Raw genomic sequence first — 24,132 nt, forward strand, 5'->3', positions numbered from 1 at the left:
CTATGAGACCAATAACGCCGACCCCCCACGGACAAGTTGCAACCTTTTCAGGGCAGGATCGCTTCTCCCTCGATCTCGACCTTGGCATTGGGGTCGATCAGGGCCGAGACCTGCACCAGCGTCATGGCCGGAAAATGACGCCCGAGCGTGCTGCCCCAGGCCGCGCCGATCGCCGGACCCGCCTCGTTGAACTCTGCGATGCTGGTGACATAGGCGCGCAGCGCCACCAGATGCGTCGGCTGCCCGCCGGCCGATTTCAGGACGGTGACGAGATTGGTGAGGGCCACGCGCCATTGCACGCCGGCATCGGTGCCTGCCGGGATGTGCGCCTGCCCGGGCTCGCGCCCGATCTGGCCGGCGATGCGCACGCTCCTGGTGCCGTTGGCGACGACGCCATGCGAGAAGCCGCGCGGGCGCTGCCAGCCTTCCGGCAGGATGGGCGTGTAACCGATGTCGGACGGGCTCATGATCCACTCTCCCTGTTCGGACGCTCTGTCGCGCGGCGCGACGCTTTCGACTAGGCTGCCAGCATACTCTACGGGAGGAACAATGCATTTCAGCCGATTCTTCGCGGTGCTGGGCATTGCCTGCGCGGCCTCGTTTTCCGCCTACGCCCAGACTGCAAAGGCGTCCCTCAAGGACGCCAGCGGCAAGGATGTCGGCACCGTCAACCTGACCCAGACGCCGCACGGCGTGCTGCTCAAGCTGTCGCTGAAGGGCATTCCCGCCGGCGAGCATGCGTTCCATGTCCATGCCGTCGGCAAGTGCGAGCCGCCCTTCGCCAGCGCCGGTGGGCACTTCAACCCGGGCGCCAAGAAGCACGGCATGGCGGCGGCCGACGGCCCGCATGCCGGCGATATGCCCAACCTCTATGTCCCGGCCAGCGGCGAGCTGGTGGTCGAGATCGCCAATCCCGCGATCTCGCTGGTCAAGGGCCAGCCCAATTCGGTGTTCGACGCCGACGGCTCGGCGATCATCGTCCATGCCGGCGTCGACGACTACAAGACCGACCCGACCGGCAATGCCGGCGACCGGATCGCCTGCGCCGTCATCGCCGAGTGAGTGACCGCCACACTACCCATGCGATCATTTCTCTTGCCTTTATCTTTCGGTTTGGGAACCTCTGACGAGGGGTAGCGAAGAGCTTCCCCGTCGCGGGGGATACAGTTGGCGCAGAAAACATGCGAGGTGGTGAGGCCACTCGACGAGGTCATTTCCAGCCTTCATACTGCTTATGACGCCGGGCGATTGGTACCATTCGTCGGCTCGGGCATCAGCATGCCCTACTGCCGGGGTTGGTCGGCATTCATTGCATCACTCGCTCAATCGCTCCGCGCAGGTCCGGAGATCCTGAAGGATCTGAAACCCGGACCGACCCCAAATCCTGAACTGCTGAACAGAGTTGCGGATCGGCTGGCGACCTGGCTCAGGCTTCGACAGCCGGATGAACAGCAGGACATTCTTTGCGAGGCATTGCGGTCGCCAGGCAGCAAGGAGCTGCCGCCACAGGCCACGGCACTTGCCCGCGGATACTGGCCTCTCATCATCACTTCGAACTACGACGATCTCCTCCCCGCTGCCCCGAGCAATCGAGGACGAGGCGTTCAAATCATGGGACGATCACCGCATGATTGCACGCAGGTGGTGCGCGGGCTGGATCTGATCCAGCCACCGACCATCTGGTACATTCAAGGCCACGTGGCGGGGGTTGCACCTCGACAAACCTCGTCTCCGGCTACCGAGATGGCCGATGCGCTGCTGAACGAGATCGTCATCGGCCATCAGCAGTATCAGCAGGCGATCAACGGCAGCAATGTGTTCCGGCGGGCGTTCTCCGAGGTGTTCCGTCGCCGGTCGTTGCTTTTCGTCGGCAGTGGCCTCACGGAGAGTTACTTCGTCAACTTGATCGCTGAGTCGCTTTTCAGCCTGGGTCCGAGTGCGATGCCTCACTACGCGCTCTTTACCGCGAAGGATCTCGAGAAGGCGGATCCAGAGTTTCTCGCTGTCCGGCTCGGGATAACGCCGATCGTGTATGGCGAGTCCCACACCGATTTGCCGGGTGCTTTGAATCGCATCCATCGAGAGGGGCAGAACCTCTCCGGCGCGAAGGAGGCGTCGAGCCACGTACTCTCCTCGCTGGTCTACTCGGTCGCCAGGAAGCAGGCCACGAAGGCGACAGTGACATTGTCGTTTTCTCGACTCCCGGCGCCATCGCCAGGAGCCTGTGTCGTGCTGAACGTGGGCCTCGACAACAGCAGTGCCCCGCCACTGCCGGAGTACGGGCCGATGGTTCGAAATTATCACGACGAGCACCCGGATTTGTGGAACGACGACGTCGATCCGATCCCGATCGGTTCCAAAACACGCAACGAAGGCTGGCTTTTCGAGCCGGCCTCGCGAGCTCGCAATTCGGCGGTCCTGTTTGTCGGTGCCCGTGACTCCCAAGGAAATTCGTCGGGCGTCCGGAGCCTGGAGATCGTCTCAAAGGCGACGGCGTCGGCCCTTCGACATATCGAGGCCAAAGGCAAGAGGCGTGAAGTCGTCATGGGAGTGCTTGGCGCGGGCGGCGGCGTCAATGATTCACCCGTTTACCGCCTCGCCGCCCAACTGGCAGGCATTCGGGACTTCCTTGCGCAGTCACCGGAACGTGCCAAACCTTCCTTGCGGAAGATCGAGATTTTCATTGTCGATCGCGGAGCCTGGGCGGCCGTTGCCCAGGGCCGACTCGATGTTGCGGGGATTCTGACGTCGCGCCTGACCCGCGTGTTGGTCCGCATCGCCGATGGACACGGACGCTGGGAAGAGTACGCGATGTCCGTGCCGCATTCGTGGTCGGTCGAAGCGGTTCTCCACGCCTACAACATCGTCGAGGAAAATGTCGAGGTGACGGCCTACCCGTTGCCCACCCAGCACCGGAACAGCATTAGCCAGTTGCCGGTGTTTCCAGGGATGATCGTCGAAGTCCACCCTCAACGTGTTGCGGTATTTGGCCGTCGGACCCTCTAGTTCATCACCGGGCTGTGATCCGGCGCGAGACATCCGTGCTGGCGGCGCTACAGTATCTCTGACATGCGGCGCACGCTCACCTGGCACTTCGACCTGCCGGCGGACCGGTTGTGGCCGGTGCTGGCCGACACCAATCGCTTCAACGAGGCGATGGGCTTGCCGGCCTACAAGCTCGAGGAGACGCCGCAGCCCAATGGCACGGTGCTGCGCACCGGCCGGGGCAAGGCGGCGGGCTATACGCTCGCCTGGGAGGAGAAGCCCTACGAGTGGATCCTCAACCGCTACTTCCGCCAGAGCCGCGTCTTCACCCAGGGGCCGTTCCGCCGCTTCGGGCCGGTGTTCGAGATCGTGCCCGAGGGCCGTCGCAGCAAGGTCAACTACACCCTCGAATGGGAGCCGCTGACCCTGGTCGGGCGCCTGTTCGGCTCGCGCCTGGCGCGGCAGGCCGGCGAGGCGATCGAGCGGCGCATGCTGCAGGCCGCCGCCTTCGCGAAGGGCGAGCGCGCGACGATGTTCGACCTGGCCCCGCCCGAGCTGCCGGCCGGCGCCCGCGAGCGCGCGGCGGCGCTCGCGGCCGAGATCGACCGCAGCCCCTACGGCAACGGCCTCGGCCAGCTTCTGACCGACCATGTGCTGACCGGCATGGCGAGCGATCTCGCGCAGCTGCGGCCCAAGCCGCTGGCGCGCGCGTTCGGCGTGACGCCGCGTGCGGCGATCGAGGCCTGCCTCGCCGCGGTGCGCGCGGGCCTGCTGACCATGAAATGGGACCTGCTGTGCGACAACTGCCGCGCGCCCAAGCTGAGCGTCGCGGCCCTGGCCGAGCTGCCGCGCGGCGCGCACTGCCCGTCGTGCAACATCGACTACGACCGCGACTTCGAGCGCAATGTCGAGCTGTCGTTCTCGCCGGCGCCGGCGATCCGGCCGCTGATGGCCGGCGGCTATTGCCTCAGCGGCCCGATGGCGACGCCGCACGTGCCGGTACAGGTCCTGCTGGCGCCGGGCGAGAAGCGCCCGATCGAGATCGACCTGGCCCCGGGCCGCTACCGCCTGCGCACCCTGCATCCCGGCGTGGCGGTGGATGTCGATCACGTGGGCGGCGCCTTTCCCGGCGTGCGCGTGACGGCGCTGGGCGTCGAGACGATGCCGGCGGACCGGCCGGGCCGGATCGCCTTCGCCAACGAGGCGGGTTTCGAGCTCGCGGCGCTGGTCGAGGACCGCACCTGGACGCGCGAGGCGCTGACCGCGCCGGAGGTCGTGTCGCTGCAGGCCTTTCGCGACCTGTTCGCCGAGGCGACGCTTCGGCCGGGCGACGAGGCGGCGGTCGGGCAGGTGGCGCTGCTGTTCACCGACCTCCGCGGCTCGACCGCGCTCTACGAGCGGATCGGCGATGCCGCGGCCTTCAACACCGTGCGCGACCACTTCGCCTTCCTCGCCGCGATCGTGCGCGACCATGACGGGGCCGTAGTCAAGACGATCGGCGACGCGGTGATGGCCTCGTTCGGCGATCCGGCCGACGCGGTGAAGGCGGCGCTCGCCATGCAGGCGCGTATTGCCGGCTTCAACCGCGCCCACGGCGCCGGCGATCGCGAGCTGGTGCTCAAGATCGGCGTTCATGTCGGCGGGAGCGTGATCGTCAGCCTGAACGAGCGGCTCGACTATTTCGGCTCGACCGTGAACATGGCGGCCCGCCTGCAGGGCCAGAGCGCGGGCGGCGACGTCGTGCTAAGCCGCGCCGTCGCCGAGGACCCGGCCGTGAATCCGCTGCTCGACGGCGTGCCCGCGCGCGTCGAGAGCGTGTCGCTCAAGGGTTTCGCCGAGCCGGTCAAATTCGTGAGGGTCCTGGCGAGAACCTGACGCTCAGGTGCCGAAATGCGCGGCCAGCACGGCGGCCGCCTCGTCGTTGGCCTTGAGCCCCTGCTTCAGGAAGCGCGTCAGCGAGAAGAAGCCGTGGATGGTGCCGGGATAGTTGACGTAGGTCGTCTTCACGCCGGCATCGATCAGGCGGTCGGCATAGGCGCGGCCCTCGTCGCGCAGCGGGTCGAAGCCCGCGGTCAGCACGAAGGCCGGCGGCAGGCCGCTCACATCGGCCGCCAGCAGCGGCGACAGGCGCAGGTCGGCGAGGTCCGCGCCGTCCGGCGTGTAGGCCTTCCAGAACCAGTCGATCAGTTCCTGCGTGAGGAAATAGCCGTCGGAGAACAGGCGATGCGACTCGGTCTGGCGGCGCGCATCGGTCGCGGGATAGATCAGCATCTGGAACGCGGGCATCGCCTCGCCAGCCTGCTTGCAGGCCTGGCAGATCACGGCCGAGATGTTGCCGCCCGCCGAATCGCCGCCGACCGCGAGGCGCGCCGGATCGGCCTCGAACGACGCGGCGTTGTCGCGGATGTGCCGGAAGGCGGCCAGCGCGTCGTCGGTCGGCGTCGGGAAAGGATGCTCGGGCGCGAGGCGATAGCCGATCGAGATCACCTGGCAGCGGCTCTTGTTGGCGAGCCTCCGGCAGGTCGAATCGTGCGTCTCGATGGTGCCGATCACCCAGCCGCCGCCGTGATAGTAGATCAGCGTCGGCAGTGTCGTGCCCTCCACGCCAAGCGGCCGGTAGCGGCGGTAGCCGATGCGGCCGCCCGGCACGTCGATCGTGCCGTCACTGGTCGCGGCGACCTCGGGCGGTGCGGCCTCGCTGTCTTCCGACATCTTGTCGATGGAGGCGCGGCCCTGGGCGTGGGGCAGGGTGTGCAGCTTGGGGCGCCCGTCCTTGACGGCCTGCTCCATCAGGTCGAGCAGCAGTCGGGCTTCGCCATCGAGCATGTCGGTCTCCGCTCAGTCGAACAGGTGACGGTACGCAAACAACGCCGGCGCGCCGCCGGTGTGGATGAAGACGATGTCCTGGCCGCTTGTCCACCGCCCCTCGCGGATCAGCGCGATCAGGCCGGCCAGCCCCTTGCCAGAATAGACCGGGTCGAGCACCAGGGCCTCGAGCGCCGCGCCGAGCCGGATCGCCTCGACGGTGGCGGCGTGCGGCACGCCGTAGGCGGGACCGGCATGGCCGGCGACGACCTCGACGGCGGACTCGTCGAACGGCCGGTCGAGCCGGTCGGCGGCGGCGCGGGCATAGGCGACCACGTCGGCCCGCACGCGCTCGGGCTCGGCGTCGATATCGATGCCGACCACGCGGGTGTCGGGCAGGCAGGCGGAACCGACCACCAGCCCGGCCTGCGTGCCGGCGCTGCCGGTGCAATGCACGATCGCATCAGGCGCGAAGCCGAGCGCCGCCGATTGCTGCGCGATCTCGAGCGCGGTCGAGGCATAGCCGATCGCCCCCATCGCATTCGACACGCCATAGGGCACGATGAACGGCGTGCGGCCCTCGGCGCTGAGGCGCTCGGCCAGGGCGTGGATCGCGCCGTTGCGGTCGCCGTTCCACGGCACGTCGTGCAGATGGGCGCCGAACAGCCGGTTGAGCAGGGCGTTGCCGGTCTTGTCGTAGTCGGGCGACGGCGGTGTCAGCCGGCCATGATAGACGGCGAGATGGCAGGCGAGGCCGAGCTTCGCCGCCGCGGCGGCAACCTGGCGCTGGCTGTTGGATTGCACGACGCCGCCCGAGACCAGCGTATCGGCGCCGGCTGCCAAAGCCTCGTGCAGCACGTAGTCGAGCTTGCGCAGCTTGTTGCCACCCAAGCCCTGCCCCGTGCAGTCCTCGCGCTTGACCCACAGCCGCGGCCCGCCGAGATACCCCGACAGCCGCTTCATCGGCTCCAGCGGCGTCGGCAGGTGCGCCAGCCCGAGCCGCGGGAAGCGCGCGAGGTCGGCCTGCAGGCGGGCTATGCCCTCGCGCACTCGAGCTTCACCCTCACTCGAGTTTCACATTGGCGAGCCTGATCACCTCGGCCCACTTGGCGACCTCCGCGCGGCGGAAGCGGGCGAAGTCCTCGGTCGAGCCGCCGCCGGTGATGCCGCCGACCGCAGTGAAGGCGTCGATCACTTCCTTGGTCTTCAGGGTGGCGGCGGCCGCATCGAACAGGCGCTGGCGGTCGGCCAGCGTCGCGCTGCCGGGCGCGAACAGCCCGTACCAGTTGTCGGAGTTGACCCGCGGATAGCCGAGCTCGCGCATGGTCGGCAGGTCGGGCAGCAAGGGCGAGCGCACGTCGGACGTCACCGCCAGCGCCTTCAGCGCGCCCGAGCGGATGTGCGGCAGCAGGACGGGCACGTCGAGGATGGTGCTGGCGATCGTGCCGGCGACCAGGTCGTTGGTCGCGGGTGCGGCGCCGCGATACGGCACGTGCAGGATGTCGGTGCCGGTCTCGCGCTTGAACAGCTCGATGGCGAGATGGGTGATGCCGCCGGTGCCGGCCGAGCCGCAGGTCCACTTGCCGGGCTCGGCCTTGAGGCGCTCGAGCAGGCCCTTGAAGTCGGTGACGCCGGTCTTGGCGTTGACCACCAGGATCTCCTGCACCTTGACCACCAGGATGACCGGCACGAGCTCGCGCTCGGGATCGTACGGCATCTTGGGCATCAGGCTCTGCATGATCGAGCCGGCCGAGGCGCTGCCGATGCCCATGACATGCGGGTCGCCGGCCTTGGCGACGAAGTCCATGCCGGTGACGCCGGCCGCGCCGCTCTTGTTCTCGACCACCACCGGCTTGCCGAGCTGCGCCGACATGCCCTGCGCCAGGTTGCGGCCGAAGATGTCGGCGGGGCCACCGGCGGGAAAGGGCACGATCAAAGTGAGCGGCTTGCTCGGGAAGGCCTGGGCGCGGGTGCCCGTCGCAAGTGAAGTTGTCGCGAGCGAGAGGGAGCCCAGCCCGGCAAGCGTGCCGCGGCGCGAGAGTTTCATTGTTTCCTCCGGGTTGTCCGCGAAGTTTGCGCTATTGGCCGAACCCGGTCCAGCCGACCGCTGCGCCCATCGCCAGGATCCACAGCGGATGGATCCTGAAGCGCAGCAGCGCGCCCGCGCTCACCGCCGTGATCGCGACGAAGATCCACTCGTGATCGACGGCGCGGACGATGATGGTGGCGCTCGCCGCGACCAGCCCGATCGAGACCGGCGCCAGGCCAGCCTGCACCACGGCGCGCCACGGCTGATCCTTGAAGCGCCGCCAGAGGTGCAGCGCGAGGATGGTGAGGAGCGACGACGGGCCGAAGAGCGCGACGGTCGTCACCAGCATGCCGGCGAGGCCCGCGACCTGCCAGCCGATCAGCGGCCCCACCATCAGGTTCGGCCCGGGTGCGGCTTGTGCCAGCGCATAGAGGGCGGCGAAGTCGGCGCTGCTCATCCAGTGCTGCACGTCGACTACCTGGCGATGCATCTCGGGCAAGGCGGAGTTGCCGCCGCCGAAGGCGACCAGCGAGCACTGCATGAAGATCAGCGCCAGCGCCGCGAGCGTCTCGCTCATCCGCGCAGCGTCATCATCAGGAAGATGCTGACCGGCGCTGCCACCAGCATGGTCGGCACCAGCGGCAGGTGCAGGCCGGCGACGGCGACGAAGATCGCGGCCGCGATCGCGATGCCGAGCGGCTTGCGGCGCAGCGGCAGCGCGAGCTTCACCGCCATCGAGACCAGCAGGCCGGCGGCCGCCGCGGCGAGGCCGGCGAACATGTGCACGACGTGCGGGTCATGACTGTAGCGCCCGTAGATCACGCCCAACCCCAGCACGACGGTCGTCGGCGCGGCGATCAGGCCGAACAGCGCCGCCGCGGCGCCGGGGATGCCGCGGAAGTGCAGACCGATCGCGACCGACAGGTTCACGATGTTGCCGCCCGGCAGGAACTGGCACAGGCTCAGCAGCTCGATGAACTCCGCGCCAGTGAGCCAGCGGCGCTGCTCGACCACCATGTGACGGGCGAGCGGCAGCACGCCGCCGAAGCCGGTCAGTCCCAGGATCAGGAAGCCCTTGAACAGGCCGAAGGTGGTCGGCGCCTCTTCGGTTTGAGTCGTGGCCATGACAGAGCCGAGCTAAGCGCCTCGGCCCCGCCAGGTCCAATACGCGATTTCGCGGCCCGCTATATCGGCCGCGTCTTGCGCTGGGGCGCGCCACTCTAGTGGCTTTTCATGCTTTTCCAGCCCATGACGCGCCACTGGAGTGGCGCGCGCCCGGCGCTAGAACTCGACGTCGAGCTCCTCGACTTCCTCGGGTTCCGCCGTCGCCGCCTGATGCCATTCTGCCATCGGCGGCCAGCGCAGGATCAGGTCGCGATAGCCGGCGGAGGCGCTGTCGAGCTTGACGTCGTAGGTCGCAAAGCGCGTGCAGACCGGCGCGTACATCGCGTCGGCGACGGTCGGCCGGGCGCCGAACAGGTAGGGCCCGCCATAGCGCTTCAGGCAGTCGCGCCAGATCGCCGTGACGCGTTCGATGTCGGCCTGGGCGCCCGCCCACACCTTGAAGCCGGGATGCGTCGCCTTGAGGTTCATCGGCAGCGCCGAGCGCAGGTTGGCGAAGCCCGAATGCATCTCGCCGCACACCGCGCGGCAGTGCGAGCGCGCCGCGGCGTCGGCCGGCCACAGCTCCGCGTCCGGCCTGATCTCGTTGAGATACTCGGCGATCGCCAGCGTGTCCCAGACCTTCACCGCGCCATGGTCCAGGCACGGCACCAGGAACGACGGCGACAGCAACAGGAGCTCGGCGCAGGTGGCGGGATCGTCGAGCGGCGCGAGCTTCTCGTCGAAGGCGAGGCCCGACATTTTGCACAGCAGCCAGCCGCGCAGTGACCAAGAGGAATAGTTCTTGCTACTGACGGTGAGTGAAGCCTCGGCCATGCTCCCGAGGATGCAATTTCCGAGCCGGCGACGTCCACTTCATGCTGTATGCCCTGTACCAGACGACCGCCGACTTGATGCTGCCTCTACGGGCGGTCTCGGCCGTGGCAGGGCGCGGTTTCGCCCTGGGCGGCGCGGCCAGCCCCGAGCGCTGGCGTGCGGCGAGCGCGCTGTGTGAGATGCTGAGCCGGGCGGCGCTCAGCCACCGCCGGCCGGCCTTCGGCATCACCGAGGTCAAAAGCGGCAACCGGATGGTCCCGGTGGTCGAGGAGGAGGTGCTGGCGACCCCGTTCGGCACCCTGCTGCGCTTCGCCAAGGAGGGGGCGGCCCCCCAGCCCAAGGTGCTGCTGGTGTCGCCGCTCAGCGGCCACTTCGCGACCCTGCTGCGCGACACGGTGCGGGTGATGTTGCCGGAGCATGACGTCTACATTACCGACTGGGCCAATGCGCGCGATGTCGGCATCTGGCACGGCCGCTTCGGCTTCGACGAGTACATCGAGCACCTGATCACCTTCCTCGAGACGCTGGGGTCGGCGCACCTCGTGGCGGTGTGCCAGCCCTGCGTGCAGGCGCTGGCGGCGGCGGCGATCATGGCGGAGGACGACAACCGCGCGCAGCCGCTCAGCCTCACCCTGATGGCCGGGCCGATCGACACGCGCGTCAATCCGACCAAGGTCAACGAGCTCGCCACCGGCAAGCCGATCGAATGGTTCGAGCGCATGCTGATCAGCCGCGTGCCGTGGCGCTATCCCGGGGCGATGCGGCGGGTCTATCCCGGTTTCCTGCAGCTCACGGCGTTCATGAGCATGAATGCCGAGCGCCACATCAAGGCGCAGATGGACCTCTACAAGGCGCTGGCCAAGGGCGACGAGGCGCAGGCCAGGATCATCAAGGAGTTCTACGACGAGTACTTCGCCGTGCTCGACATGACGGCGGAGTTCTATCTCGAGACCGTGCAGCGCGTGTTCCAGGAATGGCGGCTGGCCAAGGGCGAGCTCGAATGGAAGGGCCGCAGGGTCGATCCCAAGGCGATCCGGCGTACCGCTTTGTTCACCGTCGAGGGTGAGCGCGACGACATCTGCGCCATCGGCCAGACCGTGGCGGCGCACGACCTCTGCTCGAGCCTCAGGCCCTACCGCAAGAAGCACTACATGCAGGCCGGTGTCGGCCATTACGGCGTGTTCGCCGGCCGGCGCTGGGCGGGGCAGATTTATCCGCTGGTTCGGAATACCATCCTGGCCAACGAATAGGCCGCCATGATCCTTCGGCTGTCTCTTGCGGCGATTGCGCTGATGCTCGCCCCTGCCTCGGCGCAGGTGCTGACGCCCGACCATCACACTTGCGTCAACGCCCAGGGCACTGTCGAGCCTGCCAACCAGGAGAAGGCCTGCAGCGCGGTGATCCAGCTCGGCGGCGACAACGAGAACCTGGCGATCGCCTATGCCAACCGCGGCAACTCCTTCCTGCGCCGCGGCCAGAGCGAGCGGGCGATCCGGGATTACGACCAGGCGATCAAGCTCGACCCGAAGTTCACCGACGCCTACCGCAATCGCGGCGCGGCCTGGTTCAATACCGCCGCCTACGACAAGGCGCTGCCCGACTACGACGTCGCGATCCGCCTCGATCCACGCGAGGCGGGCGGCTGGGCCGACCGCTGCTCGGTGTACGCCATCACTGGCAAGGCGCAGGAGGCCAAGGCCGATTGCGACAAGGCGCTGGATCTCGATCCGCAGCATGTCGAGGCGCAGGCTTGGCGGACTCTGGTCCATCTGCAACTCGGCAGGATCGACGATGCCGAGCGCGATATCACGGGCATCGTCGGCGATTCCCCGAACGACCCGTCGCTGCGTTACCTGTGGGCGATGGTGCTTGAGGCCAAGGGCCAGCAGGCCGACGCCGAGGGCCAGTTTCAGGCGGCGCGCGAATTGGACGCCGAGGAGTTCGCCCGGCTGGACAAGCTCTACGGCCGGTTTCGCAGGCGCTGAGGCGGAATCGGCTGAGGTTGAATCGCGATGACGGTGTCATCCCGAGCGTAGCGAGGGATCTATACTGATCCGCATAGATCCCTCGCTACGCTCGGGATGACACCGAATTTCGAGCCGAATGCTCTGGTTTCGCAGGGCACATTCCGGCCGGGCGGAATGTGCCCTAAGCGGCTTTTTCGCCCCCACAGCAGGTATGTTAGATTGAGCCATGGTTGATTTTCCGAAGAAGACCCTGGCCGACTGGGAGAAGCTCGCCGCCAAGGAGCTGCGCGACAAGCCGTTGTCGTCGCTCGACTGGACGACGCCCGAAGGCATCGTGGTCAAGCCGATCTACACGGCAGCCGACCTCGAGAACCTGGAGACCACAGGTACGCTGCCGGGCTTCCCGCCCTTCACCCGCGGGCCCAAGGCCACGATGTATGCCGGCCGGCCCTGGACGGTGCGCCAGTATGCGGGCTTCTCGACCGCGGAGGAGAGCAACAAGTTCTACCGGGCCAACCTCGCGGCCGGCCAGATGGGCCTGTCGGTGGCCTTCGATCTCGCCACCCATCGCGGCTACGACAGCGATCATCCGCGCGTCGTCGGCGACGTCGGCAAGGCCGGCGTGGCGATCGATTCGGTCGAGGACATGAAGATCCTGTTCGACGGCATCCCGCTCGACAAGATGACCGTGTCGATGACCATGAACGGCGCGGTGCTGCCGGTGCTGGCCGGCTACATCGTGGCCGCGGAGGAGCAGGGCGTGCCGCAGGACAAGCTGGGCGGCACGATCCAGAACGACATCCTCAAGGAGTTCATGGTCCGGAACACCTACATCTATCCGCCCGGACCCAGCATGCGCATCGTGGCCGACATCATCGAGCACACGGCCAGGCACATGCCGAAGTTCAACTCGATCTCGATCTCCGGCTATCACATGCAGGAGGCGGGCGCGACGCTGGTCCAGGAGCTCGCCTTCACGCTGGCCGACGGGCTCGAATACGTGCGCGCGGCCAAGGCCAAGGGGCTCGACATCGACGCCTTCGCGCCGCGACTGTCGTTCTTCTTCTGCATCGGCATGAACTTCTTCATGGAGGTGGCGAAGCTCCGCGCCGCGCGCTTCCTGTGGGCCGAGCTGATCAAGCCGTTCGAGCCCAAGAAGGCCGATTCGCTGTCGCTGCGCACGCACTGCCAGACCTCGGGCGTGTCGCTGACCGAGAAGGACCCGTACAACAACATCGTCCGCACCGCCTACGAGGCGTTGGCGGCGGTGCTCGGCGGCACGCAGTCGCTGCACACCAACAGCTTCGACGAGGCGATCGCGCTGCCGACCGTGCAGTCGGCCCGCGTCGCCCGCAACACCCAGCTCATCCTCCAGCACGAGACCGGCGTCACCAAGGTCGTCGATCCGCTGGCTGGCAGCTACTATGTCGAATCGCTGACGGCGAGCCTGATCGCCGAGGCGCGCAAGCTGATCGGCGAGGTCGAGGCGCTGGGCGGCATGACCAAGGCGGTCGAGGCCGGCATGCCCAAGATGCGCATCGAGGAGGCGGCCGCCCGCAAGCAGGCGCGCATCGATCGCGGCGAGGAGATCGTGGTCGGCGTCAACAAGTTCCAGCTCAAGGAAGAGCCGCCGATCGAGATCCTCGAGGTCGACAACGACATGGTGCGCGATTCGCAGGTGGCTCGCCTGCAGAAGATCCGCGCCAGCCGCGACGAGGGCAAGTGCGTCGCGGCGCTGAAGGCGCTGGGCGAGGCGGCGCGCAACGGCACCGGCAACCTGCTCGCGCTGTCGATCGAGGCGACGCGGGCGCGCGCGACGGTGGGCGAGATCTCGTCGGCGCTGGAGGGCGTCTATGGCCGCTACCAGGCGACCATCCGCTCGATCTCCGGCGTCTATGCCGGCGAATGGGAAGGCGACGAGGGGCTGGCGCGCATCCGCACCGATATCGCGGCCTTCGCCGAGGAAGAGGGCCGCCGGCCGCGTCTGATGGTCGTAAAGATGGGCCAGGACGGCCACGACCGCGGCGCCAAGGTGATTGCGACGGCCTTTGCCGATCTCGGCTTCGACGTCGATATCGGCCCGCTGTTCCAGACTCCGGCCGAAGCCGCGCGCGCCGCGATCGAGAACGACGTGCACGTGATCGGCGTGTCGAGCCAGGCGGCCGGCCACAAGACGCTGGTGCCGCAGCTCATCGACGAGCTCAAGAAGCAGGGCGGCGACGACGTGATGGTCGTGGTCGGCGGCGTCGTGCCGGCCCAGGACTACGACTTCCTGAAGAAGGCCGGCGTCGCCGCGATCTACGGCCCCGGCACCAACATCCCGGCGGCGGCGGCCGAGATCCTCGCCTTCCTGCGTCAGCGCGACCAGAAGCGCGCGGCATAGCGCGCCGATGCAGCGGCGTCTCGCGGCCATCCTTGCGGCGGATGTCGTGGGTTTCTCCGCGCTCATGGAGCGCGACGAGGAAGGAACCTATGCCGCGGTCGGGCGCCTGCGCCGCGAGATCGTCGAGCCGCGCCTCGCCGAACACCAGGGCCGGCTGATCAAGACCACCGGGGACGGCTTTCTCGCCGAATTCGCCAGCCCGCTCGCGGCGCTCCGCAGTGCGATGGCGCTGCAGGGCGACCTCAGCCGCGACCAGGGAGCGCTTCGGTTGCGCGTCGGACTCAATCTCGGCGACGTGATCGTGGCGGAAGATGGCGACGTCTACGGCGAGGGCGTGAACGTCGCGGCTCGGCTGGAAGCCTTGTGCGAGCCGGGCGGCATCCTGATTTCGGGCAAGATCCACGAGGAGGTCGAAGGCAAGATCGACGCTTCCTTCGAGGATCGCGGCGAGCAGCAGGTCAAGAACATCACGCGGCCCGTCCGAATCTACGCGCTTCGCCCGGCCGGCGCGGAGACGGCAATGCCGTTGCCGCTTCCGGACAACCCGTCGATCGCCGTGCTGCCCTTCCAGAACATGAGCGGCGATCCCGACCAGGAGTACTTCGCCGACGGCATGGTCGAGGACATCATCACCGCGCTATCGCGCTTCAAATCGCTGTTCGTAATCGCCCGCAACTCGAGCTTCGCCTACAAGGGCAAGGCCGTCGACATCAAGCAGGTCGGACGGGAGCTCGGCGTGCGGTACGTTCTCGAAGGCAGCGTGCGCAAGGCAGGCAACCGTGTCCGCATCACGGGCCAGCTCATCGAGGCCGGCACCAACCGGCATCTTTGGGCTGACCGGTTCGACGGCGCGCTGGAGGACGTGTTTGGCCTGCAGGACCAGGTCACGAGCAGCGTCGTCAGCCTGATCGCGCCGGAGGTCGAGAAGGCCGAGATCGAGCGGGCGATGCGCAAGCCGACCGAGCGGCTGGACAGCCACGACCTCTTCATGCGCGGCATGGCGCTGGTCTACAAAGGACAGTTCCAGCCGGCGCGTGACTTCTTCGTCCGGGCCGCGGAGCGGGATCCCGACTATGGTGCGGCTTACGCCATGGCTGCCGTGACCCTGATGTTCGAGCAAGCGGCGCGCGGCGTGCCGCTCGCGGCCGAAGAGCGGGCCGAGGCGTTGCGGCTGGCCGACCGGGCGGCGCGGACAGGGGGAGACGATGCCTTCGCGCTGGCGCGGGCGGGCCATGTCCTGACCTATCTGGGCCGCCAGTACGACCGCGGAATGGCAATGACGGAGCGGGCTGTCGCCCTCAACCCGAACCTCGCCGCCGCCTGGGACTCGCGCGGCTGGGTCGCGTTGATGAGCGACCAGCCCCGGCAATCGATCGAAAGCTTCGAGCGGATGCTCAGGTTGAGCCCCCTCGATCATCTGCGAGTGCGCGCCTGGAACGGGATATCGTTCGCCTGGTTCGCTCTCGGCCGTTACGAAGAGGGTTGCGACATCGTCCTGAAATCGCTGCAGTCCATGAAGAACGCCCACACCCTGTCAGCCTACATCATGAATGCCGTCGGTGCCGGGCGTGACGCTGAGGCGAAGTGGGCCGTCGAGGAATTGCTCGCGACGCAACCCGGCTTCCGGGCCTCGCATGTCGGTGAGGCCTTTCCGGTCCGTTCGGTCGAGACGGGCGAACGGATGGCAGCTGCCCTGAGGGAGGCGGGCCTACCGGCGTGAGCGGCGGCATCGGTACTGCGTTTGTGTCGCGGACGAACATGGCGCAAGACCTGTGGATAAACGCTCGAATCGAAATCTCATTACAGGCAATGGACGGCGATTCGAACCCTGATTTCCGGGCCAAAAAATCGCGGCCATTGCCCTTAATAGGTGTTCGGCGCGCGATGCTGCCGTGTGGCGCGCATGATGATGCCTGCCTCGCGTCCCAAAACCTTCTCGCCTCCCTCGCCCCGCCGGATTTTTCCGCGTGCGGTGGCGGGGGCGGGGGTGCGGGCCGGATGGCAGGAATCGCCTAAAACGACGGCAGGCGTGCAACGGATGGCTGCCACCATGGCTGGCAGTCGATGGCGGTCGGAGCCTCTACTTCATCGTCTCGCGGAAGTAGAGCGTGCGGCCGCTGATGGTGCCGAAGAAGGTGCGCGCCTGGAGCTTGACGGGATAGCGGAACGGCGTGTCGTCCATGCGGGCGAGCCACAGCCGCATCGGCCGCTCGCGCTCGGTCTCCGCCTCCTGCGGCGCGTCGTGGAACTCGCCGGCCACCCGCTTGGTGTAGATGTCGCACACCAGCAGGTCGCCCTTGGCCTCGGGCACGCCGGCGGCCTGCGGCGATTCGATGGCGACTTTCTTCAGGATGATGTCGATGCGCCGCTTGCCGTCGTTCGACGGCACGGTGCGGTCGCAGGCGGCGTCGCCCGCCGCACCGACCGAGATCGCGGCGGTGAGCGGATCGAGCGAGGGCAGGCGCTTGTCCTCGGGGATCGCCTTCTGCGGCTCCGGCTTCCAGGCCGGATTGTGCGTCTCGCTCGTCATGCCGGCCGGGCCGTACTGGGCGAGCCAGGTGCGGGTGTCGCCGCTGATCACCAGCGCGAGGGAACCGCCGTCGGGCTGGGCGCGGCCGGGCTGGAAGCCGCCCCACGCCTTGTTGCGGCCCTCGTAGTGAAGGGTGATCGCCTTCAGCAGCCCCTCCTTGAAGACGCGGCTCTCGAACTCGTAGCGGTCGGCTGTGTACTTCGCGGTGAAGTCGATGCGAAAGCCGCTGAAGCCCGCGAAGGTGATCTCGTAGGCCCCCTCGATCTGGCGCGTGGCCTGCGCGGCGGCCGCATTGGGTGCAGCGCAGCACAAGGCCACACCGACGAAGGCCCTACGAAAACTCATGAAATGCCGCTCCACAGGGACTTACCTCTGCCCGACGGGCACGATAGAAGGCCGACGCCCCCGACGCCACCCGACGCCAGAGCCCCAAAGGCCAGCCCGACCCATGTCATCCCCGGCCACTGAACGCCCACCCAGCATCAGCCTCGATCGTTCGTGGGCGGTGCTGTCGATCCTTGGCCGCCATTTGTGGCCAAAGGACGAATTGAACCTGCGCGTCCGCGTGGTCGCCGGGCTGGTGCTGCTTGTCCTGGCCAAGATCACCAACGTCTACGTGCCGATCCTCTACAAGCACGCCGTCGATGGGCTGGGCGAGAAGGCCCAGGTCGTGGCGGTGCCGGTCGCGCTGATCGTGGCCTACGGCTTCGCCCGGGTGCTGGCTCAGGCCTTCGGCGAGGTGCGGGACGCGGTGTTCGCGCCGGTCGCGCAGCGGGCGATCCGCAACCTCGCGCTCGACGTGTTCCATCATCTCCATGCGCTGAGCCTCCGTTACCACCTGGAGCGCCAGACCGGCGGCCTGAGCCGGGTCATAGAACGCGGCACCCAGGGGATGGAGTTCCTCATCCGCTTCACCACCTTCAACATCTTGCCGACCCTGTTCGAGATCGTCCTGGTGGGCGTGATCCTGTGGAACCTCTACGACTGGCGGTTCACGGCGATCACGCTGGGGGTGGTCGCGGCCTACATCGTGTTCTCGGTCGTGCTGTCGGAATGGCGCATCAAGTTCGTGCGCCGCATGAACGATGCCGACACCGAGGCCAACGCCAAGGCGATCGACAGCCTGTTGAACTACGAGACGGTGAAGTACTTCGGCAACGAGGCGCACGAGGCGCGGCGCTACGACGTCGGCCGCCGCCGCTACGAGATCGCCGCCATCCGCTCCAGCCGCACCCTGTCGCTGCTCAATATCGGTCAGGGCGCGATCATCTCGCTCGGCCTGGTCTCGGTGATGGTGATGGCGGGCCATGGCGTCGCGCGAGGCACCATGACGCTCGGCGACTTCGTGGCGGTGAACACCTTCCTGATCCAGCTCTACATGCCGCTCAACATGCTGGGCTTCGCCTACCGCGAGATCCGCAACGCGCTGGTCAACATGGAGAAGATGTTCGGCCTGCTCGGTGTCCCCGCCGAGATCGCCGACAAGCGCGGTGCGCCCGCAATAAGAGTCGTCGGCGGCGAAATAGTGTTCGATCATGTCGACTTCCACTACGAGAAGGCGCGGCCGATCCTGCACGACGTGAGCTTCCGCGTGGCGCCGGGCGACACCGTCGCCATCGTGGGCTCGAGCGGCGCCGGCAAGTCGACCGTGTCGCGCATCCTGTTCCGCTTCTACGACGTGGCGGCGGGCAGCGTGCGGATCGACGGCCAGGACATCCGCGACGTCACCCAGGCGAGCCTGCGGGCGGCGATCGGCGTGGTGCCGCAGGACACCGTGCTGTTCAACGACACCATCTACTACAACATCTGCTACGGCCATCCCGACTGCACCCGCGAGGAGGTCGAGGCGGCGGCCCGGCTCGCCCGCATCCACGACTTCGTCATGGCCCTGCCACAGGGCTACGATACGACGGTCGGCGAGCGCGGCCTGAAGCTCTCCGGGGGCGAGAAGCAGCGGGTGGCGATCGCCCGCACCATTCTCAAGAACCCGCACATCCTGTTGTTCGACGAAGCGACCAGCGCGCTCGACACGCGCACCGAGCAGGAGATCCAACGCTCGCTCGAAGAGGTCAGCCGCGGCCGCACCACGGTGGTGATCGCCCATCGTCTGTCGACCATCGTCAATGCCGACGAGATCGTCGTGCTCGACCGCGGCCGCGTCGCCGAGCGCGGCCGCCACGGCGAGCTGCTCGCCCGCAACGGGCTCTATGCCGACATGTGGCGGCGCCAGCAGGAAGCCGCCGCCGAAGCCGAAAGCAAGGTCGAGATGACGGAGCCGCCGTCCTTCCGCGCCGAAGGACACCTCCGTGTCGCCGAGTAATCCCGCAATAGCCGCGCCGCGGCGAACGCTGCTCCCGGTGTTCGCCGCTTGCGCCGCGATCGGGCTGCAGGCCGGCGTCGGCATGCCGCTGGTGCCGCTGGCGCTCGAGCAGCAGGGCCACGACAAGCTCACCATCGGGCTGGTCTCGGCGGCCTGGGCGATCGGCATGCTGTCGTTCGGCACCCGTATCCCGGCGCTCGCCGCGCGCTTCGGCGCGGTGCAGGCGATCATCGGCGCGGTGGTGATCGGCGCCATCCTGAACGCCAGCTACACCGTCACCTCGGGGCCGCTGGCCTGGGGCATCCTGACCTTCCTGCACGGCATCATCGGCGGCGTGCCGTGGGTGGTGAGCGAGATCTGGATGAACGTCGTCGTCGAGGAGAAGCAGCGCGGCCGCATCATGGGCATCTATGCCGGCATGATGGCGCTCGGCATGGCGCTGGGGCCGCTGGTGCTGCAGGTGGTCGGCGTCTACGGGCCGGTGCCGTTCCTCACCGGCGCGGCGCTGTCGCTACTGGTCGCGGTGCCGCTGCTGCCGTCGTGGCACACCGCGCCGCGCATCCGGGTCGATCGCGAGAGCGGCTTTGCCGCCGTCGTGGTGGGCGCGCCGCTCGCGATGTTCGCCGCCTTCGCCTGCGGTCTGGGCGAGCAGGTCGCCTTCAGTTTCCTGCCGGTCTATGCCGTCAACGCCGGCGTCCCGGCCGACACCGGGGCGCTGTGGCTGTCGGCCTTCGTGATGGGCAACGTCATCCTGCAATGGCCGATCGGCTGGCTGGCCGACCATGCCGACCGCCGGCTCGTGCTTGCGGGCTGCGCGCTGGTCAGCGCCGTGCTGGTGATCGGCCTGGCGCTGATCCCGGCGCACTGGGCCGGCACGGTCGGCGTGGTCATGCTGTGGGGCGGCGTGTCGTTCTCGATCTATCCGGTCGGCCTGGCGCTGCTCGGCCAGCGCTTCCGCGGCGGCGACATCGCCCGCGCCAACACTGCGTTCAGCCTGATCTACGTCGTCGGCGGCCTGGTCGGCCGGCCGACCGCCGGCGGCGCGATGGACATTTTCGGCTCGCCGGGCCTCGGCGGCTCGCTGGCGGTCTTCTACGTCGCCGCCGGCCTCGCCGCGCTGATCGCATGGCGACGCACGCGAGCGTAAGCGGAGCGGCGCCGTGGCGGCGCCTGCTGCCGGTCTATCTCTCCTGCTTCGGCTACGGCGTGCAGGCCGGCGCGGCGATGCCGCTGGTGCCGCTGGCGCTCGAGCATCGCGGCATCGACAACGTCACCATCGGCCTGGTCGAGGCGGTGTGGGGCATCGGCATGATCCTCACCGCGCCCCAGGTGCCGAAGCTCGCGGCTCGGCTCGGTGCGGTGAAGCTGGTCTGCGCCGCGCTGCTCGCCAGCGCCCTGCTGGCCGTCAGCTTCGCCTACACCGAGAACCTCGCGCTGTGGTTCGTCCTCAGCTTCACGCTCGGCATGGTCGGCGGCGTGCCCTGGGTGGTGAGCGAGATCTGGATCAATCTGGTGGTCGACGAGCAACGCCGCGGCCGCGCCGTCGCCATCTATGCCGCGTTGATGGCCTGCGGCATGGCGATCGGGCCGATCGCGCTGCAGGCGGTGGGCGTCTACGGCCCGCACCCGTTCCTCGCCTGCGCCGCGATGGCGCTCTTGGTCGCGCTGCCGCTGCTGCCGAGCGCGAACAGCGCCCCGGCCATCGCGTCGGCCGAAGAGGGTGGCTTCCGCCGCGTCTTCCTGCTGGTGCCGGCGCTGCTGATCGGCGCCGCGGCGAGCGGGTTGGGCGAGCAGGCGGCCTTCAGCTTCCTGCCGATCTACGGCCTCGCGTCGGGTGTGCCGGCGGAGACCGGCGTGCTGTGGCTGTCGGCCTTCGTGATCGGCAACATCGCCCTGCAATGGCCGATCGGCTGGCTGGCCGACCATGCCGATCGCCGCCTGGTGCTGGCCGGCTGTGCGCTGGGCAGCGCGGCGCTGGCGGGCTCGCTGTCGCTGATCGACCCGCACGGCCGCGCGATCCTCGTCCTGCTGCTGCTGTGGGGCGGTATCTCCTTCGCGATCTACAGCGTCGGGCTGACCCTGCTCGGCCAGCGCTTCAAGGGCGACGACATCGCCCGCGCCAATGCCGCGCTCACTACCGTCTATACCTTCGGCGGCATGATCGGCCCGCCGATCGCCGGCACCGCGCTCGATACCGTCGGCAAGCCGGGCTTCGGCCTGTCGCTGGCGGCGTTCTATGTCATCGCCGGTGTCGGCGCCTTGCTGGCCTTGCGCCGCCCCGGCTGATATGGCGGAAGCGATGAGCGATCCTCTGCTCAAGCCCTTGCTCGCCGGCGACCGCCGCGCGCTCGCCCAAGCCATCACCTTGATCGAATCGACGCGCGCCGACCATCGCGAGCGTGCCGACGCGCTCTTGGCGGCGCTGCTGCCGCATACCGGCCAGAAGGGGGGCAAGTCGGTGCGGCTCGGCATCACCGGCGTGCCGGGCGTGGGCAAGTCGACCTTCATCGAGCGCTTCGGCCTGTCGCTGATCGAGCGCGGCCACTCGCTGGCGGTGCTGGCGATCGACCCGTCGTCCAAGCGCGGCGGCGGCTCGATCCTGGGCGACAAGACCCGCATGGAGGAGCTGTCGCGCCATCCTGCGGCTTTCATCCGCCCGTCGCCCGCCGGCACGACGCTGGGCGGCGTCGCCCGGCGCACGCGCGAGGCGATGCTGCTGGTCGAGGCGGCGGGCTTCGACACGGTGATCGTCGAGACCGTGGGCGTCGGCCAGTCGGAGACCGCGGTGGCCGACATGGTCGACATGTTCATCGTGCTGCTGCTGCCGGCGGGCGGCGACGATTTGCAGGGCATCAAGCGCGGCGTGATCGAGCTCGCCGACCTGATCGTGGTCAACAAGGCCGACGGCGACCTCAAGGCGATGGCCCGGCGCTCGGCCGCCGACTATCAGCATGCGCTGCGCCTGTTGCGCTCGCCGACCGCGAACTGGACGCCCGAGGTGACGACCTGCTCGGCCCTTGCGGGCGACGGCGTGGCCGAGATCTGGGCCACCATCGGCCGCTTCCGCGAGGCCGTCGGCGCCCAGGGCATCGCCCGCCGCCGCGCCGAGCAGGCCCGCGCCTGGATGTGGAACGAGGTTGGCGAGACCCTGCTGGCCGAGCTGCGCAAGCACCCGGAGGTGAGGCGCCTGGTCGCCGGCCTCGAGCGCGAGGTCGAGTCCGGGAAATCCACACCCGCCGCGGCGGCGCGGCGTATGCTAGAAGCCTTCCATGGCCGCTAAGTCCTTCGTCCGGCGCGCCCGGCGGGCCGCCGCTGCCCAGCAGGAGCCCTTCTGGAAGCGCAAGACGCTCGCCCAGATGACCAGGCAGGAGTGGGAATCGCTCTGCGACGGCTGCGGCATGTGCTGCGTCAACAAGCTCGAATACGAGGGCACCGGGGAGCTCGCCCAGACCGACACCTGCTGCAAGCTGCTCGACCCCAGGACCGCCCGCTGCAAGGACTACAGGAACCGCAAGAAGATCGTGCCGGACTGCATCCAGCTCACCCCAAGTGTGGTGGAAAAGATGGACTGGCTCCCCAAGACCTGTGCCTACCGGCTGATCCACTTCAAGCAGGACCTCTACTGGTGGCACCCCCTGGTCTCCGGCGACCCGGAAACCGTGCACGCCGCGGGAATCTCGGCCCGCGGACGGGTGATCCCGGAGGACCAAGTCGAGGATATTACTGAGCGAATCGTAGATTGGTTCGCGTAATCGCGAACTGGTTCGCTTGACGGGGTAGGTTCCGGCCCTTAAAAAGCCGCCTCTCCCGCCTCTGGCGGGATCGTTTTTATCGGGATTGCCATGCCTCGTCGTTGCGCCCTGTCGGGCAAGTCCGTCCAGTACGGCAACAATGTCAGCCACGCCAACAACAAGACCCGGCGCCGGTTCATGTCGAACCTGCAGGTCGCCTCGGTCCTGTCGGATGCGCTGGGCCATTCGGTCCGCCTGCGGCTGACCCCGCGCGGCATCAAGACGATCGAGCACAATGGCGGCATCGACGCCTACCTGCTCGGCACCAACGACAGCAAGCTCAGCCCCGAGATGATGTCGCTGAAGCGCCGGGTCTCCTCGGCCAAGGCCAGGAAGGATGCCAAGAAGGCCGCGTAAGCGGCCTTTCTTTTTGGCTTACTTCTCCAGCTCGAACAGCAGCAGCAAGTTGCGCTGCAGCGCGTTGAAGTTGTCGTCCGAGATCAGCCACAGCAGCGTCTCGCCGCGCGGGCCCCTGGTGGCCGCGATCCCTTCCAGATTGTCGACCGCCAGCGGTGACGCCAGCCGCGCCAGCTCGCGCGGCGTGACCAGCGCGCTGGGCTGGACGGCCGCCGCGTCGACCTGGAGGATGCGGATGCGCACGCCGCGCGCCATGTCGAAGGCGCGCTCCAGCAGCACGAAGCCGCCGTCCGGCAGCGGCCGGATCGCCGTCGGGTTGAAGTCCGGCAGCTTGGCGTAGCGGAAGGTCTGCCAGCCGTAGCGGCCATCGGCGCCCGGCTTGCCGATCCAGCCGACCAGCTCGCCGGGAGTCACCGAATATTCCTCGCTGATCGCGATCACCGTGCCGTCGGCGGTCGCCGTCAGCGCCTCGATGCCGCCATTCTCCGGCTGCCGCCGGAAGTCGGCCGGCAGGTCGATCTCCGTCGGCGTGCCGTCGAGCGTCGGATAGCGCCAGATCCGGTGGCGCCGCTCGAACGAAACCAGCCACGAGCCGTCGGGCAGGAGCGCCATGCCCTCGGCGTCGGAGGCGATCTTGTCGGTCAGCGGCCGGCCGTCGAGGCCGCGCAGCGAGCCGATAGTGCCGTGGCTGAGGCCCGCCAGGTTGCGGTCGGCGTCATAGTCGATGGTGGCGGTGAGCCAGCTGCCGACGTCGGAGATGCTCCAGAGCGTGCGGCCGTCGGGCGAGACCTGCAGGTCCGACCAGCCGCCGAAGTTCGGCGAATTGGCCGTCATCGAGATGCCGCCGCGCCAGATCAGCTTGCCGATCCGCGTGAGCGACGGCTCGTCGAGCTTCAGCGTCAGCGGCTGGGAGCGGATCTCGAGCGGCAGCGGCTGGGCGCCGACCGGCGTGGCAGGCGGCGCGCCGGCACAGGCCGCGGCGAGCAGGCAGAGACCGAGAAAGGAGCGGAGAAAAGGGCGCATCGTG

The 24,132-nt window shown here is 68.2% G+C and carries 22 protein-coding genes; 13 read left to right on the forward strand and 9 right to left on the reverse strand.

Annotation, left to right across the window (positions count from 1 at the left end):
- Positions 1 to 47 precede the first annotated feature (47 nt).
- On the reverse strand, positions 48 to 467 hold the full coding sequence (locus J0J01_RS04550; RefSeq protein WP_296379023.1) for a RidA family protein: 420 nt from the start codon (positions 465 to 467) through the stop codon (positions 48 to 50).
- 82 nt (positions 468 to 549) lie between these two features.
- Between J0J01_RS04550 and J0J01_RS04555 the strand changes: the two genes are divergently transcribed.
- The 3 genes from J0J01_RS04555 (at position 550) to J0J01_RS04565 (ending at position 4,860) form a co-directional block, all read left to right on the forward strand.
- Positions 550 to 1,062, forward strand: a complete 513-nt coding sequence (locus tag J0J01_RS04555) for a superoxide dismutase family protein (RefSeq protein ID WP_296379024.1) — start codon at positions 550 to 552, stop codon at positions 1,060 to 1,062.
- A 105-nt stretch (positions 1,063 to 1,167) separates the two neighbouring features.
- Complete coding sequence (locus J0J01_RS04560; RefSeq protein ID WP_296379025.1) at positions 1,168 to 3,006, forward strand: SIR2 family protein; 1,839 nt, start codon at positions 1,168 to 1,170, stop codon at positions 3,004 to 3,006.
- Between the two features lie 63 nt (positions 3,007 to 3,069).
- On the forward strand, positions 3,070 to 4,860 hold the full coding sequence (locus tag J0J01_RS04565; RefSeq protein WP_296379026.1) for an adenylate/guanylate cyclase domain-containing protein: 1,791 nt from the start codon (positions 3,070 to 3,072) through the stop codon (positions 4,858 to 4,860).
- Positions 4,861 to 4,863: 3 nt separating this feature from the next.
- Here the strand turns inward: J0J01_RS04565 and J0J01_RS04570 are convergent, their stop codons facing one another.
- The 6 genes from J0J01_RS04570 to J0J01_RS04595 form a co-directional block, all read right to left on the reverse strand.
- Positions 4,864 to 5,811 carry an alpha/beta hydrolase gene (locus J0J01_RS04570; RefSeq protein ID WP_296379027.1) on the reverse strand — a complete coding sequence of 316 codons (948 nt, stop codon included), beginning with the start codon at positions 5,809 to 5,811 and terminating at the stop codon, positions 4,864 to 4,866.
- Between the two features lie 12 nt (positions 5,812 to 5,823).
- Complete coding sequence (locus J0J01_RS04575; protein WP_296379028.1) at positions 5,824 to 6,840, reverse strand: D-cysteine desulfhydrase family protein; 1,017 nt, start codon at positions 6,838 to 6,840, stop codon at positions 5,824 to 5,826.
- 13 nt (positions 6,841 to 6,853) lie between these two features.
- Positions 6,854 to 7,837: a tripartite tricarboxylate transporter substrate-binding protein gene (locus tag J0J01_RS04580; protein ID WP_296379029.1), complete on the reverse strand. Its 984-nt coding sequence runs from the start codon at positions 7,835 to 7,837 to the stop codon at positions 6,854 to 6,856.
- A 31-nt stretch (positions 7,838 to 7,868) separates the two neighbouring features.
- The gene (locus J0J01_RS04585; protein WP_296379030.1) at positions 7,869 to 8,396 is read right to left on the reverse strand and encodes a chromate transporter; all 528 of its coding nucleotides are present in this window, start codon (positions 8,394 to 8,396) and stop codon (positions 7,869 to 7,871) included.
- Positions 8,393 to 8,944, reverse strand: a complete 552-nt coding sequence (locus J0J01_RS04590; RefSeq protein ID WP_296379031.1) for a chromate transporter — start codon at positions 8,942 to 8,944, stop codon at positions 8,393 to 8,395. The genes J0J01_RS04585 and J0J01_RS04590 overlap by 4 nt, the downstream gene beginning before the upstream one ends.
- Before the next feature lie 156 nt (positions 8,945 to 9,100).
- Positions 9,101 to 9,757 (reverse strand): glutathione S-transferase family protein, encoded by a 657-nt coding sequence (locus J0J01_RS04595; RefSeq protein ID WP_296379032.1) that lies wholly within the window; start codon positions 9,755 to 9,757, stop codon positions 9,101 to 9,103.
- 41 nt (positions 9,758 to 9,798) lie between these two features.
- Here J0J01_RS04595 and phaZ point away from each other — a divergent pair, with 41 nt between their 5' ends.
- The 4 genes from phaZ to J0J01_RS04615 all read left to right on the forward strand — a co-directional run bounded on the left by phaZ (position 9,799) and on the right by J0J01_RS04615 (position 15,827).
- Positions 9,799 to 11,007 carry a polyhydroxyalkanoate depolymerase gene (gene phaZ / locus J0J01_RS04600; protein ID WP_296379033.1) on the forward strand — a complete coding sequence of 403 codons (1,209 nt, stop codon included), beginning with the start codon at positions 9,799 to 9,801 and terminating at the stop codon, positions 11,005 to 11,007.
- Between the two features lie 6 nt (positions 11,008 to 11,013).
- Positions 11,014 to 11,742 carry a tetratricopeptide repeat protein gene (locus J0J01_RS04605; protein ID WP_296379034.1) on the forward strand — a complete coding sequence of 243 codons (729 nt, stop codon included), beginning with the start codon at positions 11,014 to 11,016 and terminating at the stop codon, positions 11,740 to 11,742.
- Positions 11,743 to 11,950: 208 nt separating this feature from the next.
- On the forward strand, positions 11,951 to 14,107 hold the full coding sequence (gene scpA / locus J0J01_RS04610; RefSeq protein WP_296379035.1) for a methylmalonyl-CoA mutase: 2,157 nt from the start codon (positions 11,951 to 11,953) through the stop codon (positions 14,105 to 14,107).
- A gap of 7 nt (positions 14,108 to 14,114) precedes the next feature.
- Positions 14,115 to 15,827, forward strand: coding sequence for an adenylate/guanylate cyclase domain-containing protein (locus J0J01_RS04615; RefSeq protein ID WP_296379036.1), 1,713 nt, complete (start codon positions 14,115 to 14,117; stop codon positions 15,825 to 15,827).
- A gap of 360 nt (positions 15,828 to 16,187) precedes the next feature.
- Here J0J01_RS04615 and J0J01_RS04620 read toward each other — a convergent pair whose 3' ends face one another.
- Positions 16,188 to 16,982: a DUF3108 domain-containing protein gene (locus tag J0J01_RS04620; RefSeq protein WP_296379037.1), complete on the reverse strand. Its 795-nt coding sequence runs from the start codon at positions 16,980 to 16,982 to the stop codon at positions 16,188 to 16,190.
- A 202-nt stretch (positions 16,983 to 17,184) separates the two neighbouring features.
- Here J0J01_RS04620 and J0J01_RS04625 point away from each other — a divergent pair, with 202 nt between their 5' ends.
- The 6 genes from J0J01_RS04625 to rpmB all read left to right on the forward strand — a co-directional run bounded on the left by J0J01_RS04625 (position 17,185) and on the right by rpmB (position 23,105).
- Complete coding sequence (locus J0J01_RS04625; protein WP_296379038.1) at positions 17,185 to 18,957, forward strand: ABC transporter ATP-binding protein/permease; 1,773 nt, start codon at positions 17,185 to 17,187, stop codon at positions 18,955 to 18,957.
- Positions 18,958 to 18,994: 37 nt separating this feature from the next.
- On the forward strand, positions 18,995 to 20,104 hold the full coding sequence (locus J0J01_RS04630) for an MFS transporter (protein WP_296379039.1): 1,110 nt from the start codon (positions 18,995 to 18,997) through the stop codon (positions 20,102 to 20,104).
- The gene (locus J0J01_RS04635) at positions 20,083 to 21,243 is read left to right on the forward strand and encodes an MFS transporter (RefSeq protein ID WP_296379040.1); all 1,161 of its coding nucleotides are present in this window, start codon (positions 20,083 to 20,085) and stop codon (positions 21,241 to 21,243) included. Before J0J01_RS04630 ends, J0J01_RS04635 begins: the two co-directional genes overlap by 22 nt.
- 13 nt (positions 21,244 to 21,256) lie before the next feature.
- Positions 21,257 to 22,237, forward strand: a complete 981-nt coding sequence (meaB, locus tag J0J01_RS04640; protein WP_296379041.1) for a methylmalonyl Co-A mutase-associated GTPase MeaB — start codon at positions 21,257 to 21,259, stop codon at positions 22,235 to 22,237.
- Positions 22,227 to 22,709 carry a YcgN family cysteine cluster protein gene (locus J0J01_RS04645; RefSeq protein WP_296379042.1) on the forward strand — a complete coding sequence of 161 codons (483 nt, stop codon included), beginning with the start codon at positions 22,227 to 22,229 and terminating at the stop codon, positions 22,707 to 22,709. The genes meaB and J0J01_RS04645 overlap by 11 nt, the downstream gene beginning before the upstream one ends.
- 90 nt (positions 22,710 to 22,799) lie before the next feature.
- Positions 22,800 to 23,105, forward strand: coding sequence for a 50S ribosomal protein L28 (rpmB, locus tag J0J01_RS04650; protein ID WP_296379043.1), 306 nt, complete (start codon positions 22,800 to 22,802; stop codon positions 23,103 to 23,105).
- A gap of 18 nt (positions 23,106 to 23,123) precedes the next feature.
- On the opposite strand, the gene J0J01_RS04655 is transcribed toward rpmB, so the two are convergent.
- Positions 23,124 to 24,128, reverse strand: a complete 1,005-nt coding sequence (locus tag J0J01_RS04655; protein ID WP_296379044.1) for an esterase-like activity of phytase family protein — start codon at positions 24,126 to 24,128, stop codon at positions 23,124 to 23,126.
- Positions 24,129 to 24,132 lie beyond the last annotated feature (4 nt).

It is taken from the genome of Reyranella sp., assembly GCF_017305915.1.
In the GTDB taxonomy this organism is placed as follows: Bacteria; Pseudomonadota; Alphaproteobacteria; order Reyranellales; family Reyranellaceae; genus Reyranella.